The following is a 24643-nucleotide window of genomic DNA, read 5'->3' as shown; positions in this document are numbered from 1 at the left end:
TCGCCGCCACGCAGGCCGGCCCAGGGCTGGGACGCTGCCCTCATGACGCAGCTGGAAGAGTGCACCACCCCCGTGGACGCGGTCGTCTCCCGGATGCGCGCGCTGGACGCGGCCCTGCCCGCACGGGACGGGGTGGCGGTCTTCAACCGTGTCTACCTGGCCGTCACCGAGGCCGTCGACCATCGGATCGACACCGGCGCCTTCACCGACACCCGCGCCGCTGCGACCCTGGGCGTGCGGTTCGCGGAGCGCTATCTCGCGGCCGTCGACCCGGTCACGGCGGACGGGCGTCCCCCGGCCTGCTGGCGGCCCCTGCTCCAGTTCCGCCGCCATCCCGGCGTACGGCCGCTGCAGTTCGCGCTCTCGGGCATCAACGCGCACATCGGGCACGATCTGGCGCTCGCCGTCGTGGACACCTGCCGTACCCTCGACTGCGAACCGGCGGAACTGGAGGACGAGTTCGACCGCGTGGGCGATGTCCTCGTGACGTTGGAGGAGCGCATCCGTGAGGATCTGATGCCGGGTCCCGACCTGCTCCAGATCGCCGACCCGCTCACCCATCTGTTCGGCGCGTGGAGCCTGGAGCGTGCCCGGGACGCCAGTTGGTCGGCCGCGCGGGCCCTGTGGGCGCTGCGCCGGCTCCCCGACCTCGCCGCGGAGTTCACCGAGCGCCTGGACGCGGCGGTGGGCTTCGCGGGTCGCATGCTGCTCACACCGCTTCCCGGCTGACGCCCTGCGGGCCCGGCCCTCCCGGCCGGCACCCGCGGAACTCCCGTGCACACGTTGTGCGTTGACTGCAAGGCACCCCTACTGCGAAGGAGCACAGGTATGGCGATCCGGCTCGGCCTCGGCCTCCCCCAGATGCGGCAGTACGACCTCGGCAGGGACGTGCCCGGCGTGGCACGCGAGGCCGAGCGCATCGGATACGACAGTCTGTGGGTCTTCGAACGCGCCCTGTTCCCCGAGCCCGCCACCCAGGGCCTGTACGGGATCGAGGGCCTCCCCTGGCCGGACAGCTACCGCCACGTCGCCGACCCCCTGGTGACGCTCACGCTGGCCGCCGCCACCACCGAGCGGGCCGAGCTCGGCAGCAGTGTGCTGGTGGCCCCGCTGCATGTGCCGTTCCAGCTGGCCAAGGCACTGGCGAGCCTGGACGCGGCGAGCGGCGGCCGGGTGGTCGCGGGCTTCGGCACCGGCTGGTCCCACGACGAGTACGCGGCGGCGTCGGTCCGGCCGTTCGAGGAGCGCGGCAAGGTCCTGGACGAGCTGCTCGCCGTGTGCCGGGCGGTCTGGGGACCGGACCCCGTCGCGTACGAGGGGCGGGTCACGAAGATCGCGCCTGCCCTGGTCGGCCCGAAGCCCGCCCGGCCGATCCCGGTCCTGCTGGCCGGGAGCAGCCCCAGGGCACAGCGCCGGCTCGTCGACCACGCCGACGGATGGCTGCCGGTGGGCATGTCCCCGGACGCCGTGGCCGCGCAGTGGAGCCGGCTGCGGGAGCTGGCGCAGGAGCGCGGCCGCACGGAGCCGATCCGGACGGTGCTGCGGGTGAACGCGGAGTACTCGGCCAAGGCGTACGAGGGCTCGGACCGGCAGCCCTTCCAGGGCAGCGTCGAGCAGATCGTCGAGGACCTGGTGCCGTACACCGGGATCGGCCTGGAGGAGGTCCTGCTGGACCTCCAGGGCACCCCGAGGGACGGCGAGGAGCTCAAGGACCTGGCCGCGCGGGTGTACGAGCAGGCCCGCGCGGCCGGCGTCTGACGCCGGTCAGTCCTCGGGGAGTTCCACCGGCGCGATCTCGTCGTAGAGGTCGCCGGGGCCGGGGTTGGCCGCGTCGGTCGCCCCGCCGAAGTGGTGCATGACGCCCCAGACCGCGTTCAGCGCGGTCTGGACGGCGCCCTCGGCCCAGCCCGCCGTCCAGGAGATGTCGTCACCGGCGAGGAAGACGCCCCGCTTGTCCTCGGGCAGCCGGTCCTGCATGAAGTGCGTGAACAGGCGCCGCTGGTAGCGGTAGTGGCCGGGCAGGTTGGCCTTGAACGCGCCCATGAAGTAGGGCTCGTTCTCCCAGGAGACGGTCACCGGGTTGCCGATGATGTGCCCCCGGATGTCGACCTTCGGGTAGATCTCGCCGAGCGACTTCAGCATGACCTCCATCCGCTCGTTCGCGGACAGCGGCAGCCACTTCAGGCTGTCGTCGCACCAGGTGTACGACAGGCAGATCACGGCCGGCCTGTCCGGGCCGTCGTCCAGCAGGTAGGTGCCGCGGGTCATCCGGTCGGTGAGCGTCATCGACATGACGTCACGCCCGGTCTCCTCGTCCTTGTCCAGCCAGAACGGCCGGTCCACGGGCACGAAGAGCTTGGACGACTCCATGTAGTGGGTGCGCTCGATGGCGGTCCAGTGGTCGATCGGGAAGAGCGAGTCGTCGCACTGGATCTTGGACAGCAGCATCCAGGACTGGGCGGTGAAGATCGCCGCACGGTAGGTGCGGATGTCGCCGTTCGCGTCGGTCACCGTGATGTTGTTGCCCGCGGTGCGGTGCAGCCGCGTCACGGCCGGGCGGGGCTCGCCGCCCTCGTGCAGCGAGGCCAGCGAGGTGCCGTACGGCCAGTGCACGATCTTCTCCGGCTCGCGCTCCCACAGCCGCAGCGGCAGCTGCTGCGAGCCGCCCACGATCCCGCGGTGGTGGTCGTCGGCCTCGGTGTAGACGACGCGCAGGATCTCCAGGATGGAGTTGGGGAAGTCGGTGTCCCAGCCGCCGGTGCCGAAGCCGACCTGGCCGAAGATCTCCCGGTGCCGGAAGGACTTGAAGGCCTCGGAGTCGCACAGGAAGCCGTAGAACGTCTGGTTGTCGAGCTTCTCGACGAGCTGGGCCCAGAGCTCGCGGATGCGCGGGACGTCCCGCTCGCGCATCGCCCGGTTCATGTCGGAGAAGTCGGCGCCCTCTTCGAGGCACCTGTTCCACGCCTCGGCCACGTCACGGTAGACCTGCGGCAGGTCGTCCACGGTCTCGGCGTAGTGGGACTCGCCCTTGAGGTCGACGACGGTCGACGGGGTTCCCTCGGCCAGGGGGTTGGGGAAGGGGCGCGTCCGCAGACCGACGAGGTCGATGTAGTACTGGAGGGCGGTGGAGGACGGCGGGAAGCGCATCGCGCCCATCTCGGCGGTCAGCGCGGGGTCGCAGCCGTCGAAGCCGACCGTGCGCAGCCGGCCGCCGATCCGGTCGGCCTCGTAGACGACGGGCCTGAGGCCCATCTTCATCAGCTCGTACGCGGCCACGATGCCGGACAGGCCACCGCCGATGACCGCGACCTCGGCGCCGTGCTCGGTCGCCGGAACCTGGCCGAGGCCCGCCGGGTGGGCGAGGAAGTCGTCGTAGGCGTAGGGGAAGTCCGGGCCGAACATGGTGATCGGCGGCTGCTGCTCGTCGGCGTGCTCGACGGCGTTGGGCACCGTGGACGTCATGGGGTACGGACTCCTTGCGCGAAACGGAAGATCAGCGGGCTGGGGGCGGGGCGTCAGACCAGGGACCCGTAGAGGCCGGGGCGGCGGTCCTTCAGATACGGGTTGGCCTCGCGGGAGGCGGCGAGGAAGGCGGGGTCCACATCGGCGAGAACCAGTTCCTCACCGCGTCCGGCACGGGTGCGGGCGAACCCGTCCGGCCCCGCGAGGGTGGACAGCCCCACGAACTCGAACTCGCCTTCCTGGCCCACCCGGTTGACGTACGCCACGTACATCTGGTTCTCGAAGGCCCGCACCGGCACCAGCGACTCGGCGACGAACTGGAACGGGTGCATCTGCGCGGTCGGCACCAGCAGCAGGTCGGTGCCGGCGAGGGCGTGCGCGCGGACGTTCTCCGGGAACTCCACGTCGTAGCAGATCATGAGCCCGACCCGCAGCCCGTCCAGCTCGGCCTGGACGACGGGCTGCTCGCCCGGCGTGAAGTGGTCGCGCTCGAAGCAGCCGAAGAGGTGGGTCTTGCGGTAGTTGGCCAGCCGCGTGCCCTCGGCGGAGATCAGCTGGGCGGAGTTGAAGACCGCGTCCCCGGAGCGCTCCGGGTATCCGTACGCGACGGCCAGGCCGTGCCGCGAGGCGATCTCGGCGATCGTGTCGGTGGCGTCGCCGTCGGCGGGCTCGGCGAGACGCGCGATGTCCTCGCCGATCGCGTAGCCGGTGAGGAACATCTCCGGCGCGACCAGCAGCCCCGCACCGGCGGCGGCGGCACGGCCCGCGGCCTCGTCGAGGACCTTCAGGTTCCCGGCGGTCGAGCCGGGCCGGCCGGAGCTCTGGAGCAGGGCGGTACGCATGCGTGTTCCTCACCGGGACGAATGGGTGTGGGGGCCACGTAGACGGTACGGGCGGCGGGCGCGGCCGGACAAGAAGGAGCCGTTGCGCGCTGCCGGACGCATTGTTGCGTCCGTTCCCCGTCGCGCGGCGATTCGTTGCGCGGCGGGGTCGTACACCCCTCCTCGGGGAGGCGCCCGGCCGGGCCGGGCCCCCGCCGGGTGGCGGAGACGCGCTGCCGCCCCGGGGCCCGACGTGGCGCGGGCGCGCCGCGGGCGGCGTGGTCGTGGCGTCCGGCCTGCGCCGGGCGAAGGGGCGGCGGGTCGGCGTCGCCGTGCACGACGCGGGGCGCCGGGACCGGCTCGGCCGCAGCTGGGCGTCGACCACGGACGTGGGCCCGAGGAACCTGCGGGTCACGGCACGGGTGACCTCGCGGTGGTGCCCCGGCAGCGGCCTCACCAGGACGGCGCACGCCCGCGCCGGGCCACCGCCACCGCCGCCGCGGTCACCAGGTAGGGCACCGCGAACACGGCGAAGGCGGTGCCGTGCCCGGTCGCCGAGCCGACCGCCGCGTAGGCGCCGAACACCGCGACCGTGGCCAGCTCGGTGCCCAGCCCCGCGATCGAGGTGACGGTGGCCCGCGCGCCGTCGTCGATTTGCCGCTGGAGCCGGGCGTCGGCCAGCACGTTCGCCAGCTGGAAGCCTCCGAACGCGAGAGCCACCAGGACCAGACCGGCCGGCGACCGGGCGAGGGCGCCCGCGGCGAGGGCCAGCGCGGAACCGGCGAGCAGGCCGGCGAAGCCGGCCGTCCCGAGACGCTCGGCCGGACCGGCGAGCAGGCTGCCCGCGGTGGCTCCCGTCCAGACCAGCAGGAGCAGGTAGGGGACGGCCCAGTCCGGTACGCCGGTGTCCCGGACCAGCAGCGGAGTGTACTCGTCGAGGGCGCCCCACACCGAGCCGACGGCCGTGACGAGCAGCAGGGCGGCGGTGACCGGCCGTTCGGGGCGGCCGGCGGCCCGCAGGGCGGCGAACCAGCCGTCGCTCCCGGCCGCCGCGGCCCGGTGCTCCGGAAAACGGGTCGCCACGGCCGCCGTCAGCAGACAGGTCAGCACGCTCGCCGCCCCGACCAGCGGATAGCCGCCCAGCGCGAGCACGGGCCCGGCGAGCCCCATGGCCGCCATCACGGCCACCAGGCCGACGGCACGCGCCCGGCCGGTGACGCGGGCATAGGTGCCGGCGGCGCCGTGCCGGTCCAGTTCCTCGTACACCAGCGCCTCCAGCGCGCCGGAGCCGAGGGCCCCGCCGGCGCCCCAGAGGACGAAGCCGAGTGCGAACGCCCCGTACGACGGGATGAGCACCCACAGGGCGAAGCCGGCGGCGGTCAGCAGCGGGCCGAGCAACAGCAGCAGCCGGCGGGAGACGGCGTCGGCCCAGGCACCGGAGGGCACCTCCAGGAGCACGCCGGTGACCGACCACAGGGCGAAGAGGGAGGAGATCTGCCCGAGGGACAGTCCGTTGTCGCCGAAGAGCAGGGCGTAGACGGGGTACAGCAGGACGAAGTCGTCCAGGAAGGCATAGCCGTACAGCGTCCGGGTCAGTCGCCGGACGCCGGGCTCAGGGGCCGGTGAAGGTCAATGTCGCCACGTCATGCGGCCGATGCTAGACCCCTGGGCGGAATCAGGTGGGCGATCCCGAGGAAAAGCGCCGCAGCAGCGGCGAGAGCACGAGCACGGACCTGGTCCGCTCCACGAAAGGCTCCCCCGCGATCCGCTCCAGGACCCGCTCGAAGTGCCGCATGTCGGAGGCGAAGACCTGCGCGACCGCGTCCGCGTCGCCGGTGACGGTGGACGCGGCCACGACCTCCTGATAGCGCTCGAGGCCCCGCTGGATGATCTCCGGCGAGGTGTTGCGGCGGCAGTAGATCTCGACGAACCCCTCCGTCTCCCAGCCGAGCGCCGACGGGTCCACCCGGACGGTGAAGCCGGTGATGGCGCCGTTGGCGCGCAGCCTGTCCACGCGCCGCTTGACGGCGGGCGCGGACAGACCGACGAGCTGCCCGATGTCCGCGTAGGAGCGGCGGGCATCCTCGGCGAGGGCGTGCACGATGCGTTCGTCGAGATCGTTCAGCACTGCGGGTGGTTCACTTCACTTCGGGTACGGCGAGACGGGAACGGCGGTAGCCGTACAGGAAGTAGAACACGAGACCGGCGGCCATCCAGCACCCGAAGACCACCCAGGTCACGGTGTCGAGGCTGAACATGTTGTACGCGCAGAAGACGAAGCCCAGGACGGGCAGCACCGGCCCGAACGGCACCTTGAAGGTGCGCTCCAGCTCCGGCCGCTTGTGGCGCAGCACGATCACCGCGACGTTGACCAGCGCGAAGGCGAACAGGGTGCCGATGCTGGTGGCGTCGACGAGCTTGCCGAGCGGGATCATGGCGGCGAGCACACCGCAGAACAGGGAGACGACGACCGTGTTGAGGCGGGGCGCGCCGGTCTTCGGGTGGACCTTGCCGAGCGCCTTGGGCACCAGGCCGTCGCGGGACATCGCGAAGAGGATGCGGGTCTGGCCGTAGAGCACGGTGAGGACGACGCTGGCAATGGAGATGACGGCGCCGAGGGCGAGCAGGGTGCCCCAGAAGCTCTGGCCGCTGACGTCGTTCATGATCGCGGCGAGGGAGGCGTCGGAGCCCTCGAACTTGGTCCAGTTCCAGGCGCCGACGGCGACGGCTGCGACGAGCACGTACAGCGCGGTGACGATGATCAGCGAGAGCATGATCGCGCGGGGCAGGTCCTTCTTGGGGTTCTTGGCCTCCTCACCGGCGGTGGAGGCGGCGTCGAAACCGATGTAGGAGAAGAACAGCGTGGCGCCGGCGGCGCTGACGCCCGCCATGCCGAGCGGCATGAAGTCGGCGTAGTTGCCGGACTTGAAGCCCATGAAGCCGACGGCGCAGAAGAGCACCAGAGCGGCGATCTTCACCACGACCATGATCGTGTTGGCGCGGGCGGACTCGCGCACGCCGCCGAGCAGGAACACCATCGCCAGCAGGACGACGATCAGCGCGGGCAGGTTGATGATCCCGCCCTCGCCCGGCGCGGAGGACAGCGCCGTAGGGATGGTGACACCGATGGTCCCGTCGAGCAGCTCGTTGAGGTACTCGCCCCAGCCGACCGCGACGGCGGCCACCGACACGCCGTACTCCAGGACCAGGCACCAGCCGCAGACCCAGGCGACGAGTTCACCCATCGTTGCGTATGCGTACGAGTACGAGGAACCCGCGACCGGGATGCTGCCCGCCAGCTCGGCGTACGACAGGGCCGAGAACAGGGCGGTCAGACCCGCGATCACGAACGCCAGGGTGACGGCCGGTCCGGCCTCGGGAACGGCGTCGCCGAGCACCACGAAGATGCCGGTGCCGAGGGTGGCACCGATGCTGATCATGGTGAGCTGCCACAGCCCGAGGGAGCGCCGCAGCGAACCCCCCTCACCCTGGCCGCCCTCCGCGACCAGGCGTTCCACGGGCTTGCGGCGCAGCAGGCGCGCGCCGGCCCCTGGGGACGTGGGGTCGGTCTGGCTGCTGTGCTGCGGGGGTGCGCCTTGGTCGAGCACGCGCTGGCTCCTTTGTTGCTGCCGGTCAGGCCGACGGGGACCGGCGGCATCCCCTTTTGACAGGGGACCCTCCGAGCGGGGTCCCCGCCACGCCACGTACGAGGCGACAGCCTATGAGCAGGTGCGTTGCCGGTGTAATGCAGCAACCTTGCGTATGCTCGCAAGATCATTGCGTTCCTCGGGGTGGGATGGGCGTTCGTTGCACAGCGGCTGCGAACCGTTGCACGAGGGCCATCCAAGGGTCCCCGGGCCTGTCCTCGGCGGCGCGGCCGGCGCCGTGCCGATGCCAGGCGCGCAACGCCCTTCCGGCCGGACAGCCGGCCCTGCGATCTGTGGGCGGGCCGTGGCGTCGGGCGCCGCGCAGCCGGTCCGGCGCATGTCGGCGTCCCCGACGGTGATCCCCGTGGGTCCGACGGGAGGCACCCGGACACGCCGACGGCCCCGATCATCCTGGCGGGCAGGACAACGGGGGCCGTACGGAAGGAAGTCGGGTCAGCTCCAGCTGGCGTGCAGCGGCTTGCCCTCGGCGTATCCGGCGGCGCTCTGGATACCGACGACGGCCTTCTCGGCGAACTCCTCCAGGGAGGCGGCGCCCGCGTAGGTGCAGGAGGAGCGGACGCCCGCGATGATCGAGTCGATCAGGTCCTCGACACCCGGGCGGACCGGGTCGAGGAACATACGGGAGGTGGAGATGCCCTCCTCGAACAGGCCCTTGCGGGCGCGGTCGTACGCCGACTCCTCGGAGGTGCGGTTGGCCACGGCACGCGCGGACGCCATGCCGAAGGACTCCTTGTAGAGGCGGCCGCTCGCGTCCTGGTGGAGGTCGCCCGGGGACTCGTAGGTGCCCGCGAACCAGGAGCCGATCATCACGTTGGACGCGCCGGCCGCCAGCGCCATCGCGACGTCGCGCGGGTGGCGGACACCGCCGTCCGCCCACACGTGCTTGCCGTACTTCTTCGCCTCGGCGGCGCACTCCAGCACGGCCGAGAACTGCGGCCGGCCCACGCCGGTCATCATCCGCGTGGTGCACATGGCGCCCGGGCCGACACCGACCTTGACGATGTCGGCGCCCGCCTCGATCAGGTCGCGCACGCCCTCGGCCGAGACGATGTTGCCCGCCACGACCGGCACCTGCGGGTCGAGACCGCGCACCACCTTGACGGCGCTGATCATCGACTCCTGGTGACCGTGGGCGGTGTCGATGACGAGCGTGTCCACGCCCGCGTCGAGCAGCTGCTTGGCCTTGCCCGCGACATCGCCGTTGATACCGACGGCGGCGGCGATGCGCAGCTTGCCGTTCGCGTCGACGGCCGGGGTGTACAGCGTCGCGCGCAGCGCGCCGTTGCGGGTGAGGATGCCGGCGAGCTTGCCGTCGGCGTCGACGGCGGGGGCGTATCGCCGGTTGTGGTGGTCGAGGGTGTTGAACGCCTCGCGCGGGTCGATGCCGGCGTCGAGCAGCAGCAACTCGTCCTTGGACATGACCACTTCGAGCTGGGTGAAGCGGTCGACGCCGGAGAGGTCCCGGTCGGTGACGACCCCGACGGGACGGTGGTTCTCGTCGACCACGACACCGGCGTTGTGCGCCCGCTTGGGCAGCAGGGCGAGCGCGTCGGCGACGGTCTGGTGCGGGGCCAGCACGATCGGGGTGTCGAGGACCAGGTGGCGGCTCTTCACCCAGGAGACGACGTCGGTGACGACGTCGATCGGGATGTCCTGCGGGATGACCACGAGTCCGCCGCGCCGGGCCATGGTCTCGGCCATGCGGCGGCCGGCGATGGCGGTCATGTTGGCGACGACGAGCGGAATCGTGGTGCCCGTGCCGTCCGGGGAGCTGAGGTCCACGCCCTGACGGGAGCCGACCGCGCTGCGGCTCGGCACCATGAACACGTCGTCGTACGTCAGGTCGTACGAGGGCTGGATGTCGTTGAGGAAACGCACGTGCTGCACATCCCAGTCGATCAGAGGTGGCCCCCGGACAGGTCAGCCAGGGGAGAAGAGCACGTACTTCATTGTCCCATGTCGGCCGGAACGCGATGCCTGGTGACTTCGTCCAGGCAGGTCAGGGGGTCTTCAGGAGGATCCTCCAAGGGCGAGGGGGCCACGGTCAGGCCCGGTGCGGCGTCCGCGGCCTGGGCGAACACCTGCTGGGCGGTCTCCCTCTCCGCCGGCCGCGCGCCGGCGTAAGGCCGCCAGCGCCGCACGACGACCAGCAGCCCCTTCCCGGCGGCGTCGCCGGACCGGACGCCCTGGTCGGAGAGGCTGCCGGCGAGCGCGTCCCGCGGCCGAACCAGTCGGGCAGCTGGTGCGCCCGGGCGCAGCGGTCCATCAGGGCCGCCCTGTCCGTGGCGCCGCCGAGGTCGAGGGTGACCACGTGATCCGTCGTCTCAGCACCCATCGTCGCCGCCGACGGGACGAGCCACGGCGGCGGCGCACCGCCGCTCCTTCCCGTCCGGCGTTCCGTCAGGGGCCGTCCGGATCGGCCCGGTTCAGCGCCGGCCGCGGCGTCGGCCCGGCGGTCATCAGCCAGTCGGCCGCGGAGGTGTCCGTGACCAGGCTGGTGACGAGCCCCGACCGCAGTACCGCGTCGATGGCGGCCGCCTTGCGCTGGCCGCCCGCGATCGCGACGACCTCGGGGATACGGCGGAGCTGGTCGGCCTTGACGGTGATGCACCGCTCGCCGAGGTCCCGTCCGACCCGGCGGCCGTCGGTGTCGAACAGGTGCGCAGACATCTCGGCGGCGACGCCGAGGGAGGCGTAGTGGGAGCGCTCCTCGTCACTGAGCATGTCGTGCACCGTGGAGATGCCGGGCTCCCAGGACCCGATGGAGACGCAGGCGACCGTGACCTTGTCGAAGTACTCGAAGGCCCGGGCGATCCCGGTCTGATGACGCAGCGCGGCCGCGGTGGCGGCGTCCGGCAGGAGCATCGGCGCGTAGATGGGGTGGGCGTCGCCGCCGGAGACCTGGGCGGCCCGGCGGACCGCCTCGACGGAGCCGCGCTCGGCGGTCCCCGCGTCGTACACGCCCGTCAGCTGCACGACCGTGCAGGGCGGCAGCTTGCCGAGGGCGGCGGCCATGTGGATGGTGGACCGGCCCCAGGCCAGCCCGAGCACATCGCCCTCGTTGACCAGCTCTCCGAGCAGGTCCGCGGCCACCTCGCCCAGGTTCTCGGGGTCGGGGGTCTCCTCGGCCTCGGCGGGGGACTCGACCACGACGGCGTGCCTGAGGCCGTAGCGGGCGCGCAGCGCGTCCGAGCGCTCGGCGTCCAGCTCGGCGGGCACACGGATCTCGATACGTACGAGATCCCGTTCGAGGGCGGTCTCCAGGACCCGGGCCACCTTGAAGCGGCTGACGCCGAACTCCTCCGCGATCTGGATCTTGGACTTGCCCTCGAGGTAGAAGCGGCGGGCCATGGCCGCCGCCTGCACCAGCTCTGCGGGTCCCATCCGCATGGCTGACCGGCCCGCCGACATACCCGACACGGCGATCTCCTCACTGCTGTTCACACTCTGGATTCGCCGTTCATCCTTGCAGATACGGCGCGCTCGATCAGCCCTGCTCGGCGCCCGACGGGCGCCGTTCACGTAACCGTGGCTCAGTGGTCGCACGCCCATGCCGCGTGCTTCGTCGCCGCCTCCGCCTTGGCGCGCAGGGCACGCACCGCGGCGGCCGGGTCGTCGGCCCCGTACACGGCGGATCCGGCCACGAACACATCGGCGCCCGCTTCCGCGCAGCGCTCGATGGTCGCGTCCGAGACCCCGCCGTCGACCTGGAGCCACAGCTCCAGACCGTGCTTTGCGATCAGTTCACGGGTGCGGCGGATCTTCGGCAGCATGATGTCGAGAAACGCCTGCCCGCCGAATCCCGGCTCGACCGTCATGATCAGCAGCATGTCGAGCTCGGGCAGCAGATCCTCGTACGGCTCGATGGGCGTGGCCGGCTTCAGCGCCATGGACGCCCGGGCGCCCTTGGCCCGGATCTCCCGGGCCAGCCGTACCGGCGCGGCGGCCGCCTCGACGTGGAAGGTGACGGACGAGGCGCCCGCCTCCACGTACTGCGGGGCCCACCGGTCGGGGGCCTCGATCATCAGATGGCAGTCCAGCGGGGTGTCCGTCGCCCGGGCCAGCGACTCCACGACCGGCACGCCGAGCGTGAGGTTCGGGACGAAATGGTTGTCCATGACGTCTACGTGGAGCCAGTCGGCCCCTTCGACCGCCCGCGCCTCGTCGGCGAGACGGGCGAAGTCGGCGGACAGGATGCTGGGGTTGATCTGCGCGGCCATGACCTAAGCGTGCCATGTCCCTGCACGGTTGTTCGCGCCGGTCGGGATATCGGACGCTCTTCGGATGTTCCGCCCGGACACCGCGGCGTCAGCCCGTCCGCCGCACGACCGCCAGATACATCGCGTCCGTCCCGTGCCGGTGCGGCCAGAGCTGGACGTCCGGTCCGTCCCCGAGGTCCGGTACGCCCGGCAGCAGCGGACGGGCGTCGACCGGCTCCGTCTGCGGGAACTGCTTCAGCACGTCCGCGACCACGGCCCGCGTCTCCGCCAGATGCGGTGAGCAGGTGGCGTATCCGACGACACCGCCGACCCGCACGGACTCCAGCGCCGTCCTCAGCAGCCCCCGCTGCAACGGGGCGAACCCGTCGAGGTCCTCGGGCCGGCGCCGCCACCGGGCCTCCGGCCGCCGGCGCAGCGCGCCGAGACCGGTGCACGGCACGTCCATCAGCACCCGGTCGAACGAGCCGGCCCGCCACGGCGGCCGGGTCCCGTCGGCGGCGATCACCTGGTACGGGCCGGGGTTGCCGGCGAGTGCCTTGGCCACCAGCCCCGCCCGGTGCGGCTGCTTCTCCGAGGCGAGCAGCGCGGCGCCCCGCTCGGCGGCGAGGGCCGCGAGCAGCGCCGCCTTGCCGCCGGGCCCGGCACATCCGTCGAGCCACTTCTCGTCCGGCCCGTCGAGCGGGGCGTTCGCGAGCGCCAGCGCGACCAGCTGACTCCCCTCGTCCTGCACGCCGGCCCGGCCGTCCCGCACGGCCTCGATCGACCCGGGCTCCCCGCCCTCGGTGAGCCGCACGGCAAACGGCGACCAGCGTCCGGGCACCGCGGCGTCCTCGCGCAGCAACTCGTCGGCCGTGGCCCGTCCCGGCCGCGCGACCAGCGTCACCTCGGGCCGCTCGTTGTCGGCCGCCAGCAGTTCCTCGATGCCGGCCCGGCCACCGCCGAGCGAGTCCCACAGCGCGGAGACCACCCAGCGCGGATGCGAGTGCACGACGGCGAGATGGTCCTCGGGGTCCTCGTCGTAGGGCGGCGCGACCCGCTCCAGCCAGCCGTCGAGGTCGTGCTGCGCCACCTTGCGCAGCACGGCGTTCACGAACTTGGCCCGCCCGTCGCCGAGCACGACCCGGGCCAGCTCCACGGTGGCGGAGACGGCGGCGTGCGAGGGGATCCGCGTCCCGAGCAACTGGTGCGCACCGAGGCTCAGCACGTCGAGGACGGGCGGATCGACCTCCCGGAGCGGGCGGTCGACACACTCCGCGATCACGGCGTCGTACGTCCCCTGCCGCCGCAGCGTCCCGTACACCAGCTCGGTCGCCAGCGCCGCGTCCCGCCCGTCGAACTCCCCGCCCTCGCGCGCCTTCCGCAGCAGCGGCGGCAGTACGAGGTTGGCGTACGCGTCCCGCTCGTCGACGGCCCGCAGCGCCTCGAAGGCGAGGATGCGTACGGGGTCCTTCTGGGGCCGACGATAGGGCTTGCCGGGTTTGCGGGGCCGACGGGAGGTGTCGCTCACGTAAAGGTGCTCCGGATTTCTGTGGTGCCGTGTGCACCCAGCGTACGCCGGACGGTCCTGGGCAGCGGCTCAGCCCCCGAGCGTCTCCCCGTCCGCGATCCGCACGCCGCGCGCCCAGTCGGCGGCCCGCATCGGCTTCTTGCCCTGGGCCTGCACCCACAGCAGTTCGACGGCGTGCGAGCCGGTGCCCGCGTACACGTTGTTCTTGCCCACGGACAGCTGACCGGGGACGAGGTCCGTCCGGTCGGGCACCGGCGCGACCTGCACGAGCTTGAGCCGCTCCCCGCGGAAGGTGGTCCAGGCGCCGGGCGCCGGGGTGCAGCCGCGCACCACCCGGTCGACGCGCAGGGCGGGCGTCGCCCAGTCGACCCGGGCATCCTCGACGGTGATCTTCGGTGCGACGGTCACCCCGTCCGCGGGCTGCGGTACGGCCTTCAGGGAGCCGTCCGCGATGCCGTCCATGGTCGCGGCGAGCAGCCCGGCGCCGGCGAAGGCGAGCCGGGTCAGCAGGTCGCCGCTGGTGTCGGAGGGACGGATCGTCTCGGTCACGGTGCCGTAGACGGGCCCCGAGTCGAGGCCCTCCTCGATGAGGAAGGTGGAGGCGCCGGTGATCTCGTCGCCGGACATGATGGAGTGCTGCACGGGAGCGGCGCCGCGCCAGGCGGGCAGCAGCGAGAAGTGCAGGTTGACCCAGCCGTGGGCGGGGATGTCGAGGGCGGCCCGGGGCAGCAGCGCGCCGTATGCCACGACGGGGCAGCAGTCGGGGCCGATCTCGCGCAGCCGCTCCAGGAACTCCGGCTCGCGGGGCCTGGCCGGCTTCAGCACCTCGATGCCGGCCTCCTCCGCCCGCTCCGCCACGGGCGACGCGACCAGCCTACGCCCCCGCCCGGCCGGCGCGTCCGGCCGCGTGACGACGGCGACCACCTCGTGCCGCCCGGATTCGAGCAGGGCGTCCAGAGCGGGAACAGCGACCTCGGGGGTACCGGCGAAGACGAGCTTCATGTGCGGACACGGGCCTCTCGGCTGGGTTGGGCAGGGCAACGCACAAGTCTATTGCGCGGTCCGGCGACTGCCCGCTCGGCCTCGTCCCCCGGGACCACCGGGTCGGTGAAACGGGTGGGCGGGACCCCACAGCGCCACCGCCCCGCGCAACGGCGCACGCATATGCCCCCGCGCCCCCACACCGTGACCCCCGGCCCCCGAACGCGTTGGTCAAGAAAGAGTTGACCAACGGGCCGCCCCAGCGGCCCGATCCTTTCTCCTCAACGCCGGTTCGAGAGGCTTGTTCATGGCCGACCACGCAACCCACGACGCCCAGGCTCGGGCCAGCCTGCACTTGCTGGTGCGGGACATCGAGCGGGTCCGCCGGCAGGTGGACGCACTGCGCACACTCACCGCGCAGCTGGGCAACGTCTACCGCCCGCGCCGCTCCGGTCCCTCCACGGGCTTCGTCGTCTACGGACGCGCTCCCGCCCCGACGGTCCGTCTCGCCCAGGAGCTGCGCGACAGCGTCGAGACCCTGGTCACGGCCGCGGTCGACTTCGACCGCTCGCTCGGCTTCTCCTGGGACGCGGTGGGCTCCGCCCTCGGCGTCACCAAGCAGGCGGTGCACCGCCGCTACGGCTCACGCCGCGCCACCGCACAGGCGGCCGCCGAGGCCGAACGGAGCACGGAAGGGGCCGCGACCCGCGCGGTCAACGTGGGCGCCGGCCTCCCCACGGTGCCGACGGTCCCCGCGGCGCGCTCCATGCCGACCCAGCCGACCGCCGGCAGCCCGGCGCTGCGCGACGAGGTCAGGCCGACCGCCTTCCCCGGCCCCCGCAACGGCTGACCCACCCCACGGCTGCCGGACCCGTCCTCCCGGCGACGCCGAGCGCGCCCGGGAGGGCAGCCGTGTTCGGGGCTCGAAGCTCGTCTCCGGTGCGTGGGAGCACAGTGGCGGGCGCTGGCGCCGTCCCAGGCCTCCGGCCAACACGACCGGGATCTGCCGGGGTTCAGCGAGATCTGCCAAGGTCCGCAGGATCTGCCAAGGTCCGCGGGATCTGCCAAGGTCCGCAGGATCTACCAAGGTCCGCGGGATCTACCAAGGTCCGCAGGATCTACCAAGGTCCGCGGGATCTACCAAGGTCCGCAGGATCTACCAAGGTCCGCGGGATCTACCAAGGTCCGGCGAGATCTGCCCGGCTCTGCCGGAGTCCTTTGGAGACTCACCGCGCAACCGCTCCGGCGCCTGCGCGCACGCCGGTTCGCCCGTGTTCCACGCCTCACCCATGGGCCCGTCAAGCACAGCCCCCGCGGCCGATGCCGGCCCGAACGCGCAGCCCCTGAGCCGATGTCCACCGGGGCGCACAGGCCCCTCAACCGATGTCGGGCGGATCGATCCGCAGCCACACCGCCGCCCCGCTCCCCCGGGCCGTCCGGGCCGCCTGCGCGGCCTTCAGCGCGGCCGCCAGTGCGGCGCCCCGCCCCGGCGGCACCCGGACCAGCGCCCGCACCCAGTGCTCCCCGGCGGGCGGCGCCCCGGCCCGCCGTGAGCGTCCCGCTGCCGCGGGCGGTGTGACGGGCAGCGGCACGGGACCCAACACCTCTGCCTCCGGCGGCAGTTCGACCATCTCCAGGAACTCGGCGACCGCGGAGGGCGGCCCCGACACGGCCGCCATCCGTGACACCGGCGGAAACCCGAGCTCGGCCCGCTCGGCCAGCTCCCGTACCGCATGCCCCACGGGATCCCACCGCACCAGCGCCTGCACGGGCCGCAGCGTCGGTTCCGCGACGACGACCACGGTGCCGCCGTCACCCTGCGGCCGGACCAGCGCCGAGGCCGCGATCCAGCGCCGCAGCGCGTCCTCACCGGCCCGCAGATCGGGCCGCCCGAGCATCGCCCAGCCGTCGAGCAGCAGCGCCGCCGCGTAACCGCCCTCGGCGACGGGCTCGGCCCCCGGCGTGCTCACCACCAGCGCGGGTGCCCCCGGCACCGTGTCCAGCACGTGCTCCCGCCCGGAGGTCCGCACCGGCACGGCGGGGAACGCCCGCCCCAGCTCCTCGGCGGTCCGCCGTGCGCCCACGACCTGCGCCCGCAGCCGGAACGCCCCGCACTGCGGGCAGTGCCACGAGTCCTCCTCGCGCGCGCACCAGCCGCAGCGCAGCGCCCCCGCGTCGCGCGCCTCCAGTGGCCCGGCGCAGTGCCGGCACCGCGCGGGCGCCCGGCACTGCGCGCAGGCCATCCTCGGCACGTACCCGCGCCGCGGCACCTGGACCAGCACGGGGCCGTGCCGCAGCCCGTCCCGGACCACCTGCCAGGCGAGGGTCGGCAGCCGGGCGGCCCGCGCCGCCTCGTCCCGCGCCAGATCCTGGTCCCCCACGGTCCGCACCAGCGGAGCGGCGGCCCGGACCTGCTCCCGCACGGCGACCAGCGGTCGCGCCCAGCCGCTCTCCACGAGCTGCGCGGCCTCCACGGTGCAGCTCCAACCGCCCAGCACGAACGCGCACTTGTCCTGGGCGGCGCGTAGCAGCAGCACGTCCCTCGCATGCGGCTGCGGCGCGTGCTGCTCGCTGTGGCTGTCGTCCCCGTCGTCCCAGACGGCGACCAGCCCGAGATCCTGCACCGGCGCGAACATCGCGGCGCGCGTCCCCACCACGGCCCGTACCGACCCGCGCCGCACGGCGAGCCACTCCCGGTACCGCTTCTGCGGACCCGCGTCGGCCGTCAACAGCGCATGCCGCCCCTCACCCAGGAGAGCCGTCAACTCCGCGTCGACCCGGGAGGCCGTCCGTCCATCCGGTACGACAACCAGTGCACCGCGCCCCGAGGCCAGTGTCGCCGCGACGGCGCGGGCCAGTTCGGCGCTCCATCCGGGGCCGGGCAGGGCGTTCCACACGGCCCGTGGAGCGCCGCCGGAGGCCAGCGCGTCCAGGAACGCCACCCCGTTCTCGTAGCGTGCCCAGGACCCCGCGTCCGGTGGCGCGGGCGGCGGCAGCGGTGCGGGCGACGGCCGCTGCTCGGCCCGGGCGCTGCGCGGCGGCACGGCGAGCTGGAGCACATCGGCGAGGCTCCCGGCGTACCTGTCGGCGACGGACCGGGCAAGTCCCAGCAGCTCCTCGTTCAGCACCGGCTCCGGCGACACCACCTGCGCCAGCGCCGCCAGCGGCCCCGAGTAGTCCGACTCGGCCAGCCGCTCGACGAGGAACCCGTCGATCAGGCCTCCGCCCTCGCGGCGCCCTTCCCGGACGCGATGCCGGCCGGCCCCGAACCGCACCCGCACCCGCACGCCGGGCTGTGCGTCGGCGTCGAGCTCCTCCGGCACGGCGTAGTCGAAGTAGCGGTCGAGGTGGAGCACGCCCTTGTCCACGAGCACCCGCGCGACGGGCAGCTGCTCGGCCAGCGCGGCGCCGCGCCAGGTACGGGGCTTGGCCCGGGGAGTCCCGGCCTTGCGCACGCTCTCCCGGATGAACGCGAGCTGCTCCGGCGTCGCGCCCTCCGCGCCGCCGTCCCCCCGGTCGTTCTCGCTGCTCACGCTTGCATTCTTACCAAACACCACTGACAACCGGCACCGGCCCGAGGGCCGCTCACGCAGCACGCGAGGCCCGGCCCCCGAAGGGAACCGGGCCTCGCGTCGGGCGAAGAGGACCTGCCGGGACCTACAGCCCGGCGGCCGCGCGCAGCGCGGCTACAGCCCCGCGGCCGCGCGCAGCGCGTCCACGCGGTCCGTGCGCTCCCAGGTGAAGTCGGGAAGCTCACGGCCGAAGTGGCCGTACGCCGCGGTCTGGGCGTAGATCGGGCGGAGCAGGTCGAGGTCGCGGATGATGGCGGCCGGACGGAGGTCGAAGACCTCCTCGATCGCCTTCTCGATCTTCTCGGGCTCGACCTTGTGGGTCCCGAAGGTCTCGACGAACAGACCGACCGGCTCCGCCTTGCCGATGGCGTACGCCACCTGGACCTCGCAGCGGGAGGCGAGACCCGCGGCGACCACGTTCTTGGCGACCCAGCGCATCGCGTACGCCGCCGAGCGGTCCACCTTGGACGGGTCCTTGCCGGAGAAGGCGCCGCCGCCGTGGCGGGCCATGCCGCCGTAGGTGTCGATGATGATCTTGCGGCCGGTCAGGCCGGCGTCACCCATCGGGCCACCGATCTCGAAGCGGCCGGTGGGGTTGACCAGCAGGCGGTAGCCCTCGGTGTCGAGCTTGATGCCGTCGTCGAGGAGCGCCTTGAGCTCCGGCTCCACGACGAACTCGCGGATGTCGGGCGCGAGCAGCGACTCCAGGTCGATGTCGCTCGCGTGCTGCGAGGAGACGACGACCGTGTCGAGGCGGACGGCCTTGTCGCCGTCGTACTCGATGGTGACCTGCGTCTTGCCGTCCGGGCGCAGGTAGGGGATCGTGCCGTTCTTGCGCACGTCGGAGAGCCGCTTCGACAGGCGGTGCGCCAGGAAGATCGGCAGCGGCATCAGGGTCGGCGTCTCGTCCGAGGCGTAGCCGAACATCAGGCCCTGGTCACCGGCGCCCTGCCGGTCCAGCTCGTCCTCGTCGCCCTCGACCCGGCTCTCGTACGCCGTGTCCACACCCTGCGCGATGTCCGGGGACTGCGCGCCGATCGAGACCGAGACACCGCAGGAAGCGCCGTCGAAGCCCTTCTTCGAGGAGTCGTAGCCGATGTCCAGGATCTTGTCCCGGACCAGCTGCGGGATCGGCGCGTAGGCCTTCGTGGTGACCTCACCGGCCACGTGCACCAGACCGGTGGTGATCAGGGTTTCGACGGCGACCCGGGACGTCGGGTCCTCGCGCAGAAGCGCGTCGAGAATGGTGTCGCTGATCTGGTCAGCGATCTTGTCGGGGTGACCCTCGGTCACGGACTCCGAGGTGAACAGGCGACGGGACACAACGCTCCCTGGGGTTGCAGCGGCTGCTGGCTGATCATTGGTGGACGGGACAGGGGCTGCGCCCGCCGACGTCCGAGGCACAGTTTATCGGTCGCTCTCCGCCGCGGGGCCACCGTCTCGCCTCTCGGGAGCTCCGTGACCTGCGGCATGGGCATTCTGCCCGCTGTGCGGCGATGTTGGCCAGGGGCGCCACGCCCCCAATGGACGCATTCGGGGGGCGCGGCACGGGTCTTCCGTGAGCCGCCCGGGGAACTACCCGAGCCGCCCCGCGACGAGATCCCACACCACGTCGGCCAGCGCTTCCTTGGGCCCGTACGGCACGGGTGTCTCACTGCCGTCGGCGCCCAGCACCACCGCCTCGTTCTGCTCCGAGCCGAACGTCTTGCGCTCGCCCACCTCGTTGACCACGAGCAGATCGCAGCCCTTGCGCTCCAGCTTCCTGCGGCCGTTGGCGAGCACGTCGTCGGTCTCGGCGGCGAAACCGACGACCACCTGTCCCGGGCGGGCGCGGTCGGCCGAGAGCTCCGCGAGGATGTCGGGATTGCGCACGAGCACCACGGGTTCCGGGTCCTGGCCGTCCTGCTTCTTGATCTTCCCGGCCGCGTACGCCGCCGGGCGGAAGTCGGCGACGGCCGCGGCCATGACGACCGCGTCGGCGTCCGCGGCCGCCTTCAGCACCGCCTCGCGCAGCTGCACGGCCGTGCCGACCTGGACGACGTCGACGCCCGCCGGATCGGGCAGCCCGGTCGTGTTGGCGGCGACCAGCGTGACGCGGGCGCCCCTGGCCGCGGCGGTGCGCGCGAGGGCGTAGCCCTGCTTGCCGGAGGAGCGGTTGCCGAGGAAGCGGACCGGGTCGAGCGGCTCGCGGGTGCCTCCGGCGCTGACGACGACGTGGCGGCCCCCGAGGTCCGGCTCGGCGGCGCCGCGGGCGAGCACGCGGCGGCAGACCTCGAAGATCTCACCCGGGTCGGGCAGCCGGCCCTTGCCCGTGTCGACGCCGGTGAGACGGCCGACGGCGGGCTCGACGACGACCGCGCCCCGGCGCCGCAGCGTCGCCACGTTCTCCTGGGTCGCGGGGTGCTCCCACATCTCGGTGTGCATCGCGGGGGCGAAGACGACCGGGCAACGGGCGGTGAGCAGGGTGTTCGTCAGCAGGTCGTCGGCGATGCCGTGGGCCGCCTTGGCGAGCATGTCGGCGGTGGCCGGGGCGACGACCACCAGGTCGGCGTGCTGGCCGATGCGGACGTGCGGAACCTCGTGGACGTCGTTCCAGACCTCCGTCGAGACGGGGTGGCCGGAGAGCGCGGACCAGGTCGCGGCACCGACGAAGTGCAGCGCGGAGGCGGTGGGGACGACGCGCACGTCGTGGCCCGACTCCGTCAGCCGCCGCAGCAGCTCGCAGGCCTTGTACGCGGCGATGCCACCGCTGACCCCCAGCACGACCTTCGGCTTGTCCACCGTCTCTCCCCGGACTCGACCTGTACCGCGTACTCGTCTATGACACACCACAGGCCCGGCGGACGCGCCGGCCGGGCCTGTGGATGAGTCTGCCGCAAGCAGGAAATGCTACTGCGCCGGGCCCTCGACGGCCTCGGACGTCAGCAGTCCCGCGTTGATCTCCCGCAGGGCGATCGAGAGCGGCTTCTCGTGCACGTGGGTGTCGACGAGCGGACCGACGTACTCGAGGAGGCCCTCGCCGAGCTGCGAGTAGTACGCGTTGATCTGGCGGGCCCGCTTGGCCGCGTAGATCACGAGGCTGTACTTCGAGTCGGTGGCCTCGAGGAGCTCGTCGATCGGCGGGTTGATGATGCCCTCGGGCGCGGAGATGGAAGAGGACACGCTCTACCTTCCGATGGATGGGAAAGAATCAGGCTGCATGATCAATCACGATCACACAACGTCCATCAAGGCTAGCAGCTCACGGGCCACGTCCTCGACGGAGGTGTTGACCAGGGTCTCGTCGAACTCCGGCTCCGCCGCCAGCTCGACCTTCGCGGCCGCCAGACGGCGCTCGATCACCTCGGGCGGCTCGGTGCCCCGGCCGGTGAGTCTGCGCACCAGCTCCTCCCAGGAGGGCGGAGCGAGGAACACCAGCTGGGCCTCGGGCATGGACTCCCGCACCTGCCGGGCACCCTGGAGGTCGATCTCCAGCAGGACGGGCTCACCCTTCTCCAGCCGCTCCAGCACGGCCGCGCGTGGCGTGCCGTAGCGGTTGCCGGCGAACTCGGCCCACTCCAGCAGCTCGCCGTTGGCGATCAGCTTGTCCATCTCCTCGTCGGTGACGAAGAAGTAGTGGACCGCGTGCTTCTCGCCGGGGCGTGGCCTGCGGGTCGTCGCCGACACCGACAGCCAGACCTCGGGGTGTTCGTTGCGCATATGAGCGACGACCGTGCTCTTGCCGACCCCGGAGGGTCCGGAGAGCACGGTCAGCCGCGGACGTTCACTCATGCAGCGATTATTCCAGCAATCCCGGGGTGCCCGGGACCAGTCCCGGGGTCCGGAGGGAGTCAGGAACCGGTGCTGCCGAACTCGCGCTCGAGGGAGGCGATCTGGTTGGAACCGAGACCACGCACGCGGCGGCTCTCGGAGATGCCGAGTCGCTCCATGATCTGCTTGGCGCGGACCTTGCCCACGCCCGGCAGGGACTCAAGGAGGGCCGAGACCTTCATCTTGCCGATGACGTCGTTCTCCTGGCCCTGCTTGATGACCTCGTGAAGGGAGGCGCCGGAGTGCTTGAGTCGATTCTTGACCTCGGCCCGCTCCCGGCGAGCCGCGGCGGCCTTTTCGAGCGCGGCTGCGCGCTGTTCGGGGGTAAGGGGCGGAAGAGCCACGCCTACGTCACCTCGGATGTCGAACTGTCGGATACGGACCGGTGAGGAACCTAGTCGCCCCACACCTGGGGAGCCGCGAGCAACACGCTCGCCCGCTTCCCCCACTGCCTTGGGGGCGTGGGAGGTGCCCCCACACGTCGGAGACTAGCGGTCAAGTCCGCCAGAGTCAGCGAGAACAGCGGAAAAGTCCTGGTCAGCCTCTGCCAGGACAGGACATTTCAGACATATTGCCCTGGATTTGAGGATGTATCCAGCCTCAAGCCGTCCACGAACCCCTGGTCGGGGCCCTCATGCCGCCGTCACCGCGGCCCGGATCTCCTCCGCGAAGCGGTCCGCCGCCGTACGCAGCGCGACCACGTCGGGACCGTGGCGCAGCACCCCCCGGCTGACGTTCGGCACGACGTCGCGCACGGCGGCGCCGAAGACCCCGGGCAGGTCCGCCGGGGTGGCCCCCTGGGCACCGATCCCGGGGGCGAGCAGGGGACCGCCGATGCACAGGTCGTACGACGAGAGGTCACCGAGCGTGACGCCGACGACCGCGCCGAAGGAGCCCATCGGCTCCTCCCCCGCGTTCTCGGCGGCCAGGTGGGCCAGCACCGTCGCGCCGACGGTGCGGCCGTCGGCGCGCACGGCGTGCTGGACCTCCGCGCCCTCGGGGTTGGAGGTCAGCGCCAGCACGAACAGGCCCGTGCCGTTCTCCCGCGCCAGTTCCACGGCCGGCCTCAGCGCTCCGTAGCCGAGATACGGCGAGACGGTCAGCGCGTCGGAGAACAGCGGGGAGTCCTTGTGCAGGAAGGACTCGGCGTACGCGGCCATGGTGGAGCCGATGTCACCGCGCTTGGCGTCCATGACGACCAGCGCGCCGGCCGCCCGCGCCTCCTCGACGGCCGTCTCCAGCACCGCGACGCCGCGGGAGCCGAAGCGCTCGAAGAAGGCGCTCTGCGGCTTGAGGACGGCGACCCGGTCGGCCATGGCCTCGACGACCGTGCGGCTGAACCGCTCCAGACCGGCGACGTCGTCGTTCAGGCCCCAGTCGGCGAGCAGGGAGGCGTGCGGGTCGATGCCGACGCAGAGCGGGCCGCGCTCGTCCATGGCGCGGCGCAGCCGCACACCAAAGGGTTCCAGGCTCATGTGGCCTTCCTCACATCGGCACCGACGGCGTCGGCGAGCGTGGCGTACGGGCTCGTGCGCAGGCGTGCGGCGAGGCCCTTGTGGATCGTGCGGGCCCAGAAGGGCCCCTGGTAGATGAAGCCGCTGTAGCCCTGCACCAGGGTGGCGCCGGCCAGGATGCGCTGCCAGGCGTCCTCGGCGTTCTCGATGCCGCCTACGCCCACGAGGGTGATGCGGTCCCCCACGCGCGCGTACAGGCGGCGCAGCACCTGCAGGGAGCGGTCCTTCAGCGGGGCGCCGGAGAGTCCGCCTGTCTCCTCGACCAGCGAGGCCTCGGATCCCAGGCCCAGCCCCGCGCGCGCGATGGTGGTGTTGGTGGCGATGATCCCGTCCAGGCCCAGTTCGACGGCGAGGTCGGCGACGGCGTCGATGTCCTCGTCGGCCAGGTCGGGCGCGATCTTCACCAGGAGGGGGACGCGCCGTGCGGTGACCATGCGGTCGGCGGCCTCGCGGACGGCGGTCAGCAGGGGCCGCAGGTGGTCGACCGCCTGGAGGTTGCGCAGCCCGGGCGTGTTGGGCGACGAGACGTTCACGACCAGGTAGTCGGCGTACGGCGCCAGCCGCTCGGCCGACTTCACGTAGTCCAGGACGGCCTGGGCCTCGGGGACCACCTTGGTCTTGCCGATGTTGACGCCGACGACCGTCCTGAAGACCGGCTCGCGCGAGGCCAGGCGGGCGGCGACGGCGAGCGAGCCGTCGTTGTTGAAGCCCATGCGGTTGATCAGCGCGCGGTCGGCGACCAGCCGGAAGAGCCTCTTCCTGGGGTTGCCGGGCTGTGCCTCCCCCGTCACCGTACCGATCTCGACGTGGTCGAAGCCGAGCATCGACATGCCGTCGATGGCGACGGCGTTCTTGTCGAAGCCCGCGGCGAGTCCGAAGGGGCCGTGCATGCGCAGGCCGAGGGCTTCGGTGCGCAGCTCCTTGTGGCGGGGTGCCAGCACGGCCGCCAGGAAGGTCCGCAGCACGGGGACGCGGACGGCGAGGCGGATCCAGCGGAAGGCGAGGTGGTGCGCCTGCTCGGCGTCCATGCGCCGGAAGACGAGACTGAAGAAGATCTTGTACATGTGTCCTCACGAAGACATGTGCGA

General features: G+C 72.5%; 22 protein-coding genes. 3 read left to right on the top strand and 19 right to left on the bottom strand.

Annotated elements, in window-relative coordinates:
* The first annotated feature begins 42 nt into the window (after positions 1 to 42).
* Positions 43 to 729: a DUF5995 family protein gene (locus ACGF8A_RS01575; protein ID WP_393103040.1), complete on the top strand. Its 687-nt coding sequence runs from the start codon at positions 43 to 45 to the stop codon at positions 727 to 729.
* A gap of 99 nt (positions 730 to 828) precedes the next feature.
* Positions 829 to 1758: an LLM class F420-dependent oxidoreductase gene (locus ACGF8A_RS01570; RefSeq protein WP_393103038.1), complete on the top strand. Its 930-nt coding sequence runs from the start codon at positions 829 to 831 to the stop codon at positions 1756 to 1758.
* 6 nt (positions 1759 to 1764) lie between these two features.
* Here ACGF8A_RS01570 and ACGF8A_RS01565 read toward each other — a convergent pair whose 3' ends face one another.
* The 11 genes from ACGF8A_RS01565 to fmt form a co-directional block, all read right to left on the bottom strand.
* On the bottom strand, positions 1765 to 3462 hold the full coding sequence (locus tag ACGF8A_RS01565; RefSeq protein ID WP_393103036.1) for a flavin monoamine oxidase family protein: 1698 nt from the start codon (positions 3460 to 3462) through the stop codon (positions 1765 to 1767).
* A gap of 53 nt (positions 3463 to 3515) precedes the next feature.
* Positions 3516 to 4304: a carbon-nitrogen hydrolase family protein gene (locus ACGF8A_RS01560; protein ID WP_393103034.1), complete on the bottom strand. Its 789-nt coding sequence runs from the start codon at positions 4302 to 4304 to the stop codon at positions 3516 to 3518.
* Between the two features lie 432 nt (positions 4305 to 4736).
* Positions 4737 to 5879 (bottom strand): MFS transporter, encoded by a 1143-nt coding sequence (locus tag ACGF8A_RS01555; protein WP_393103177.1) that lies wholly within the window; start codon positions 5877 to 5879, stop codon positions 4737 to 4739.
* A gap of 79 nt (positions 5880 to 5958) precedes the next feature.
* Positions 5959 to 6411 (bottom strand): Lrp/AsnC family transcriptional regulator, encoded by a 453-nt coding sequence (locus ACGF8A_RS01550; RefSeq protein WP_393103032.1) that lies wholly within the window; start codon positions 6409 to 6411, stop codon positions 5959 to 5961.
* 10 nt (positions 6412 to 6421) lie between these two features.
* The gene (locus ACGF8A_RS01545; RefSeq protein ID WP_393103030.1) at positions 6422 to 7891 is read right to left on the bottom strand and encodes an amino acid permease; all 1470 of its coding nucleotides are present in this window, start codon (positions 7889 to 7891) and stop codon (positions 6422 to 6424) included.
* Positions 7892 to 8383: 492 nt separating this feature from the next.
* On the bottom strand, positions 8384 to 9838 hold the full coding sequence (locus ACGF8A_RS01540; protein WP_393103028.1) for a GuaB1 family IMP dehydrogenase-related protein: 1455 nt from the start codon (positions 9836 to 9838) through the stop codon (positions 8384 to 8386).
* Between the two features lie 59 nt (positions 9839 to 9897).
* Positions 9898 to 10182: a barstar family protein gene (locus ACGF8A_RS01535; RefSeq protein ID WP_393103175.1), complete on the bottom strand. Its 285-nt coding sequence runs from the start codon at positions 10180 to 10182 to the stop codon at positions 9898 to 9900.
* A gap of 169 nt (positions 10183 to 10351) precedes the next feature.
* Positions 10352 to 11395: a sugar-binding transcriptional regulator gene (locus ACGF8A_RS01530; protein ID WP_393103026.1), complete on the bottom strand. Its 1044-nt coding sequence runs from the start codon at positions 11393 to 11395 to the stop codon at positions 10352 to 10354.
* Between the two features lie 89 nt (positions 11396 to 11484).
* The gene (gene rpe / locus ACGF8A_RS01525; protein ID WP_393103024.1) at positions 11485 to 12171 is read right to left on the bottom strand and encodes a ribulose-phosphate 3-epimerase; all 687 of its coding nucleotides are present in this window, start codon (positions 12169 to 12171) and stop codon (positions 11485 to 11487) included.
* A gap of 88 nt (positions 12172 to 12259) precedes the next feature.
* Positions 12260 to 13678 carry an RsmB/NOP family class I SAM-dependent RNA methyltransferase gene (locus ACGF8A_RS01520; RefSeq protein ID WP_393103022.1) on the bottom strand — a complete coding sequence of 473 codons (1419 nt, stop codon included), beginning with the start codon at positions 13676 to 13678 and terminating at the stop codon, positions 12260 to 12262.
* Positions 13679 to 13747: 69 nt separating this feature from the next.
* The gene (gene fmt, locus ACGF8A_RS01515) at positions 13748 to 14680 is read right to left on the bottom strand and encodes a methionyl-tRNA formyltransferase (protein WP_393103020.1); all 933 of its coding nucleotides are present in this window, start codon (positions 14678 to 14680) and stop codon (positions 13748 to 13750) included.
* Between the two features lie 286 nt (positions 14681 to 14966).
* Between fmt and ACGF8A_RS01510 the strand changes: the two genes are divergently transcribed.
* Positions 14967 to 15509: a hypothetical protein gene (locus tag ACGF8A_RS01510; RefSeq protein ID WP_393103018.1), complete on the top strand. Its 543-nt coding sequence runs from the start codon at positions 14967 to 14969 to the stop codon at positions 15507 to 15509.
* A gap of 526 nt (positions 15510 to 16035) precedes the next feature.
* On the opposite strand, the gene ACGF8A_RS01505 is transcribed toward ACGF8A_RS01510, so the two are convergent.
* The 8 genes from ACGF8A_RS01505 to ACGF8A_RS01470 form a co-directional block, all read right to left on the bottom strand.
* On the bottom strand, positions 16036 to 18192 hold the full coding sequence (locus tag ACGF8A_RS01505; RefSeq protein ID WP_393103016.1) for a primosomal protein N': 2157 nt from the start codon (positions 18190 to 18192) through the stop codon (positions 16036 to 16038).
* A gap of 153 nt (positions 18193 to 18345) precedes the next feature.
* The gene (gene metK / locus ACGF8A_RS01500) at positions 18346 to 19554 is read right to left on the bottom strand and encodes a methionine adenosyltransferase (RefSeq protein WP_393103014.1); all 1209 of its coding nucleotides are present in this window, start codon (positions 19552 to 19554) and stop codon (positions 18346 to 18348) included.
* 252 nt (positions 19555 to 19806) lie between these two features.
* Positions 19807 to 21012 carry a bifunctional phosphopantothenoylcysteine decarboxylase/phosphopantothenate--cysteine ligase CoaBC gene (gene coaBC / locus ACGF8A_RS01495; RefSeq protein ID WP_393103012.1) on the bottom strand — a complete coding sequence of 402 codons (1206 nt, stop codon included), beginning with the start codon at positions 21010 to 21012 and terminating at the stop codon, positions 19807 to 19809.
* A 108-nt stretch (positions 21013 to 21120) separates the two neighbouring features.
* Positions 21121 to 21393 carry a DNA-directed RNA polymerase subunit omega gene (gene rpoZ / locus ACGF8A_RS01490; RefSeq protein WP_003988945.1) on the bottom strand — a complete coding sequence of 91 codons (273 nt, stop codon included), beginning with the start codon at positions 21391 to 21393 and terminating at the stop codon, positions 21121 to 21123.
* 51 nt (positions 21394 to 21444) lie between these two features.
* The gene (gene gmk / locus ACGF8A_RS01485) at positions 21445 to 22002 is read right to left on the bottom strand and encodes a guanylate kinase (protein WP_393103010.1); all 558 of its coding nucleotides are present in this window, start codon (positions 22000 to 22002) and stop codon (positions 21445 to 21447) included.
* Between the two features lie 59 nt (positions 22003 to 22061).
* Entirely contained in the window at positions 22062 to 22385 is a 324-nt protein-coding gene (locus ACGF8A_RS01480) for an integration host factor (RefSeq protein WP_003977346.1), read from the bottom strand.
* Positions 22386 to 22673: 288 nt separating this feature from the next.
* The gene (gene pyrF / locus ACGF8A_RS01475; protein ID WP_393103008.1) at positions 22674 to 23516 is read right to left on the bottom strand and encodes an orotidine-5'-phosphate decarboxylase; all 843 of its coding nucleotides are present in this window, start codon (positions 23514 to 23516) and stop codon (positions 22674 to 22676) included.
* Positions 23513 to 24619, bottom strand: a complete 1107-nt coding sequence (locus tag ACGF8A_RS01470) for a quinone-dependent dihydroorotate dehydrogenase (RefSeq protein WP_393103006.1) — start codon at positions 24617 to 24619, stop codon at positions 23513 to 23515. The genes pyrF and ACGF8A_RS01470 overlap by 4 nt, the downstream gene beginning before the upstream one ends.
* Positions 24620 to 24643 lie beyond the last annotated feature (24 nt).

This window comes from Streptomyces sp. NPDC047706, assembly GCF_043204795.1.
Lineage (GTDB): Bacteria > Actinomycetota > Actinomycetes > Streptomycetales > Streptomycetaceae > Streptomyces.
Note: the sequence above shows the minus strand (reverse complement) of the source record. Positions and strands in the feature narration are given on the sequence as shown.

Coding starts and splice junctions, on each gene's coding strand:
- ACGF8A_RS01570 (WP_393103038.1), top strand. CDS start 829: ATGGCGATCCGGCTCGGCCTCGGCCTCCCCCAGATGCGGCAGTACGAC.
- ACGF8A_RS01565 (WP_393103036.1), bottom strand. CDS start 3,462: ATGACGTCCACGGTGCCCAACGCCGTCGAGCACGCCGACGAGCAGCAG.
- ACGF8A_RS01470 (WP_393103006.1), bottom strand. CDS start 24,619: ATGTACAAGATCTTCTTCAGTCTCGTCTTCCGGCGCATGGACGCCGAG.
- ACGF8A_RS01575 (WP_393103040.1), top strand. CDS start 43: ATGACGCAGCTGGAAGAGTGCACCACCCCCGTGGACGCGGTCGTCTCC.
- ACGF8A_RS01510 (WP_393103018.1), top strand. CDS start 14,967: ATGGCCGACCACGCAACCCACGACGCCCAGGCTCGGGCCAGCCTGCAC.
- pyrF (WP_393103008.1), bottom strand. CDS start 23,516: ATGAGCCTGGAACCCTTTGGTGTGCGGCTGCGCCGCGCCATGGACGAG.
- gmk (WP_393103010.1), bottom strand. CDS start 22,002: ATGAGTGAACGTCCGCGGCTGACCGTGCTCTCCGGACCCTCCGGGGTC.
- ACGF8A_RS01560 (WP_393103034.1), bottom strand. CDS start 4,304: ATGCGTACCGCCCTGCTCCAGAGCTCCGGCCGGCCCGGCTCGACCGCC.
- fmt (WP_393103020.1), bottom strand. CDS start 14,680: ATGAAGCTCGTCTTCGCCGGTACCCCCGAGGTCGCTGTTCCCGCTCTG.
- rpe (WP_393103024.1), bottom strand. CDS start 12,171: ATGGCCGCGCAGATCAACCCCAGCATCCTGTCCGCCGACTTCGCCCGT.